We start from the raw sequence: 4,608 nt of genomic DNA on the forward strand, positions 1-4,608 counted from the left end.
GATCGCCGGAGCGATCCTGTCCTTCGCCAAGGCGATGGGCGAGTTCGGCGCGACCATTCCTTTCGTCTCCAACATCCCCAACGAGACGCAGACGCTGCCCTCGGCGATCTACACCTTCACGCAGGTGCCGGGCGGCGATCCCGGAGCGCTGCGCCTGACGCTGATTTCGATCGTCATCTCGATGGTGGCGCTGGTGGCCTCCGAGGTTCTGGCGTGCCGGATCGGCCAGCGGATGGACATCGAATGACGCTCTCGGTGGACGTCAGTCATCGTCTCGGCGATTTCGCCATCGAGGCGAGTTTCGAAAGCGCCGGCCGGCTGACGGCGCTGTTCGGGCCTTCGGGCTCGGGCAAGTCGACGCTGATCAATGTGATCGCCGGGCTGATCCGGCCGCGGAAAGGGCGGATCGCGGTGGACGGGCGCGTGCTGGTCGACACCGCCGCCGGCATCTTCATGCCGATGCACAAGCGACGGATCGGCATGGTGTTCCAGGATGCGCGGCTCTTCCCGCATTTGAGCGTCGCCGGCAATCTGCGCTATGGCCGCTGGTTCACGCCGGTTGCCGAGCGCTACGCCAGTATGGATGCGGTGGTCGAACTCCTTGGCATCGGTCCCCTGCTCGACCGGCGGCCGGCGAAATTGTCGGGTGGTGAAAAGCAGCGCGTGGCGATCGGCCGCGCGCTCCTTGCCAGCCCGAAACTGCTTTTGATGGACGAGCCTCTCGCCTCGCTCGACGAGGCGCGAAAGGCCGAAATCCTGCCCTATATCGAGCGGCTGCGCGATGAGACGAAGATCCCGATCGCCTATGTCAGCCATTCCGTCGCCGAGGTGGCGCGGCTGGCGACCGACGTGGCGGTGCTGTCCCAAGGCAAGATCGCGGCTTTCGGCCCGACCGAGGCGATCATGCAGCGGCTCGACCTCTTGCCGGCGGAGGAGCGCGGCGAGGGCGGCGCGGTGCTCGACACCAGGGTTTTGCGTCACGACGAGGCTTTCGGCATGACTGTGCTCGGCTCGCCGGCCGGCGAGATCCGCGTGCCGCGCGTTTCACGCCCGGCGGGAGCTCTGGTGCGGCTCCGCATCCGCGCCCGCGATGTCATGATCGCGACCGAACAGCCGTCGGGTCTTAGCGCGCTCAACATACTGCCGGGCAAAATCGCCGCAGTCAGGCCGGGCGTCGGGCCTACGGTGGAGATCGCCATCGACTGCAACGGAGCAACGGTGCTGGCGCGCGTCACCAAACAGTCGAAGCAGAGCCTTCGGCTCGCGCTCGGCCGCGAGGTCTTCGCGGTGATCAAGACGGTGAGCTTTGACAGCGCGACGACAGGTGCTGGGCTGCCGGTGGAGGCCGATGGTTGACGAAAGGGCAATATCGCTATGTTGGTTTGGAATAGCGATGTGGCGGCGGAGAGGGTAATCTCGACATGATCGCAGAGGACAAAGGATGCCATCGCTGAGCCTGCGGATAAATCTCGACCCTGACGGACGAATTGGTCCGGGCAAGATCGAATTGTTGGAGCAGATCGCCGCTTTCGGCTCGATTTCGGCCGCGGCGCGCGGCATGGAGATGTCCTACAAGCATGCCTGGGACCTGGTCGAGGACATGAACCGGGTGTTCGGCAAGCCGCTGGTGGCGGCGCAGACCGGCGGCCGAAAAGGCGGCGGCGCGCAATTGACCGCCGTGGGTCTCGCCGTCGTCAGCCGTTTCAGAGCGATCGAGCGCGCGGCGGCTTCAGCGGCGGCCGTACATATGCAGGCGTTGCAGGCCGAGATCGACGCCGGTTGATTGGGCCTGTAAGGGGCCTATTCCTTCGGCTCCCCGGGCTTGCGGAGCAAATAGGTGTCCATAATCCAGCCCTTTTTGCGCCGAGCTTCCTCTCGGACCTTCTCGATTTCGGCGCCGACATCGCCGAGGCGGCCGGAAAGGATGATCTCGTCCGCCGTGCCGAGATAAGCGCCCCACTGAATGAAAACATCTTGATCGACCAGTGTGTTGAAGGCGCACTTGCCGTCCAGCATGACAACGGTGCTTCCGGCATTCGCGGGCAGGCCTTCCTCAGTCAGCCGGCGGCCGGTGGTGACCAGGATCGAATCGCCGATGCGGTTGAGCGCGGTCGCGTGGACGGCGGCAAGCGCCTGGATCGCGGTGATGCCCGGAATGACCTCGAGCTCGAAACCGACATTGCCCCTCAGGCGCACGCGCTCCAGTATGCGCAGCGCGCTGTCGTAGAGCGAGGGGTCGCCCCAAATCAGGAACGCGCCGCAGCCGTCCTCGGCAAGCTCGTCGCGGATCAGCCCTTCATAGATTTCGGCGATCGCCTCGTGCCAGTCGTCGACGGTCACGCGATAGGACGATGTCGGCTCGGCCCGAACCGGGACGTCGAATTCGACGCGGCGCGACTTCGGGTTTGTGACGAAGCGGTCGCAGATCTGCCGGCGGAGTTCCGCGAGGTCGTTCTTTCTGGCGCCTTTGTCGGGAACGAACAGCACGTCGGCCCGGTTCAGGCCGTTGATGGCCTGTACGGTCATGTGGTCGGGATTGCCGGCGCCGATGCCGATGACGAGAAGCTTGCGCATAGGCGTCCTCCTGCCCGATCGGGCGGCCGGTGTCCAGACGGGGTCGGGCAGGCACGCGGGAACGCAAAACTCGGCCGGTCGGCAGAAACGCTGAACGCCTCTAGCTACTTCTCCTGGAATTGCTCTAGATGGAAGCGCATCCGCGTGATCCCGGTCATGCCGTCGAGAGGGGAGCCATGTTACGCACTATCCTGACCGCAGCGCTGGCATTCTCGGTTGCACCGGCCTTCGCCAACGATTCCGTTGCCGCGCTTGGCACCGGCGGGCTGATCCTGTCGCGCAGCGATGCGGTTGCCATGGAAAGCGAAGATCTCTTCATCTCGCCGGAAAAGGTGACCGTCGACTACGTTTTCCGCAACAATACCGACAAGGACGTCAGCGCGATCGTCGCCTTCCCGATGCCGGATATTGAAGGCGACCCGAACGAGATGCCGGCGATCCCGGAAGCGCAGAGCGACAATTTCCTCGGCTTCGAGGTGACGATCGACGGCGTCGACGCCAAGCCGCAGCTCGAACAAAAGGCGTTCGCGCTGGGCATCGACATCACCGCGGAACTCAAGGCGCACGACGTGCCGCTCTATCCGTTCGGCGACGCCGCCAAGGCGGCGCTGGCAAAGCTGCCCAAGGACGTCGCCGAGGATTGGGAAGATCGCGGCATCATCATCGAAGACACCGCCGATAACGGTTCGGGCATGCAAACCGCTTACGCGCCGTTCTGGCAGTTGCGCTCGACCTATTGGTGGCGCTCCACCTTTCCGGCCAACAAGCAAGTCCATGTCTCGCACCGCTACAAGCCGAGCGTCGGCGGCACGTCGTCGGTCAGCTTCTACTACGACGGCAAGTTCCAGGGGCAGTACGACACTTACAAGACCCGCTACTGCATGGACGGCGCGTTCGAGAACGCTGTGCGCAAGGCAGCGAAGGAAAATTCCGACGGCTATCCCAAATATTTCGAGAGCCGCATCGCCTATGTCCTGACCACCGGCGGCAACTGGGCGTCCGGCAGTATCGGCAACTTCAAGCTTACCATCGACAAGGGCAGCCCAAAGAATCTGGTCTCCTTCTGCGGCGACAATGTCCGCAAGGTGGGTCCGACGACGTTCGAGATGACGGCCAAGGATTTCTATCCGGAGCACGATATCGGCATCTTGCTGCTCGAGCCGTCGGACAATAGCGGGAACGGCGGCTGATGGACATCGCGATCTACGTCGCCATTGCCGAGAACGGCGTGATCGGACGCGAGGGCGGGCTGCCGTGGCGGCTTTCCAGCGACCTGAAACGCTTCAAGGCCGATACGATGGGCAAGCCGATCATCATGGGCCGCAAGACCTATGAGGGTATCGGCCGGCCGCTGCCCGGCAGGCTCAACATCGTGGTGACGCGAGCCAGAGACTGGCGATCCGAGGGCACCGAAGTCGCCCATTCGCTCGACGAGGCGATCACGCTGGCCAACGTGCGCGGCCGCTGCATGGCAGGTGCCGAGGAGATCTGCGTCGTCGGCGGCGGCGAGATCTATGCCCAGGCCCTGCCGCTGGCCGATCGTCTCCACGTCACGCATGTGCTGGCCGCGGTCGATGGCGACGCCCATTTTCCGCCGATCGACCCGGCGATCTGGCGGATCGTCCGATCCGAGGATTTCCCGGCGGGCGAAAAGGACAGCCACGCGACGCGCTATACCGTTTATGAGCGCCGCGGCGACGGCCACTGGCGAGGACAAAGGGTCGCTGACCGCTCAAATCGAAGGCGCGCGTAGCGGATCGCGTTGAAAGCGCGTCACGGCGTCCCTATAGAAGAACGAGGGTACAGCGCCACGCTTCCAACCGGACGCGCAAGAAGGTCGCCGTAAAACTTTGATTTGGCGCATGATTCCTTTCGGAAAACCGATATCGGTTTTCGGGGTCATGCGCTAGGATCGCGCCGCAAGGCCTGAGGGAACCGAAGCGAAAGGACATTCATGCCCTGGAACGACAAGAGCGGTGGCGGCGGCCCATGGGGCGGCGGCGGCAATCAGGGGCCCTGGGGGCAGGGACCGAA

At 64.1% G+C, this 4,608-nt stretch carries 5 protein-coding genes and 1 pseudogene; 5 read left to right on the forward strand and 1 reads right to left on the reverse strand.

Annotation, left to right across the window (positions count from 1 at the left end):
• The 3 genes and pseudogenes from EOA75_RS29200 to EOA75_RS29210 form a co-directional block, all read left to right on the forward strand.
• Positions 1 to 247: pseudogene (locus tag EOA75_RS29200) on the forward strand (molybdate ABC transporter permease subunit); the annotation flags it as partial.
• Positions 244 to 1,356, forward strand: a complete 1,113-nt coding sequence (gene modC / locus EOA75_RS29205; protein WP_127325781.1) for a molybdenum ABC transporter ATP-binding protein — start codon at positions 244 to 246, stop codon at positions 1,354 to 1,356. The pseudogene EOA75_RS29200 and the gene modC, both read left to right, overlap by 4 nt.
• 85 nt (positions 1,357 to 1,441) lie before the next feature.
• On the forward strand, positions 1,442 to 1,783 hold the full coding sequence (locus tag EOA75_RS29210) for a winged helix-turn-helix domain-containing protein (protein ID WP_066990897.1): 342 nt from the start codon (positions 1,442 to 1,444) through the stop codon (positions 1,781 to 1,783).
• Positions 1,784 to 1,800: 17 nt separating this feature from the next.
• Here EOA75_RS29210 and cobF read toward each other — a convergent pair whose 3' ends face one another.
• Positions 1,801 to 2,574, reverse strand: a complete 774-nt coding sequence (cobF, locus tag EOA75_RS29215) for a precorrin-6A synthase (deacetylating) (protein ID WP_127325782.1) — start codon at positions 2,572 to 2,574, stop codon at positions 1,801 to 1,803.
• Between the two features lie 176 nt (positions 2,575 to 2,750).
• On the opposite strand from cobF, the gene EOA75_RS29220 reads away from it, so the two are divergent.
• Together EOA75_RS29220 and EOA75_RS29225 are read left to right on the forward strand one after the other, a co-directional pair.
• The gene (locus EOA75_RS29220; RefSeq protein ID WP_127325783.1) at positions 2,751 to 3,764 is read left to right on the forward strand and encodes a DUF4424 domain-containing protein; all 1,014 of its coding nucleotides are present in this window, start codon (positions 2,751 to 2,753) and stop codon (positions 3,762 to 3,764) included.
• Positions 3,764 to 4,327 (forward strand): dihydrofolate reductase, encoded by a 564-nt coding sequence (locus EOA75_RS29225; protein ID WP_127325784.1) that lies wholly within the window; start codon positions 3,764 to 3,766, stop codon positions 4,325 to 4,327. Before EOA75_RS29220 ends, EOA75_RS29225 begins: the two co-directional genes overlap by 1 nt.
• The last annotated feature ends 281 nt before the right edge of the window (positions 4,328 to 4,608 follow it).

This window comes from Mesorhizobium sp. M1A.F.Ca.IN.022.07.1.1 (assembly GCF_003997575.1).
Classification (GTDB): domain Bacteria; phylum Pseudomonadota; class Alphaproteobacteria; order Rhizobiales; family Rhizobiaceae; genus Mesorhizobium.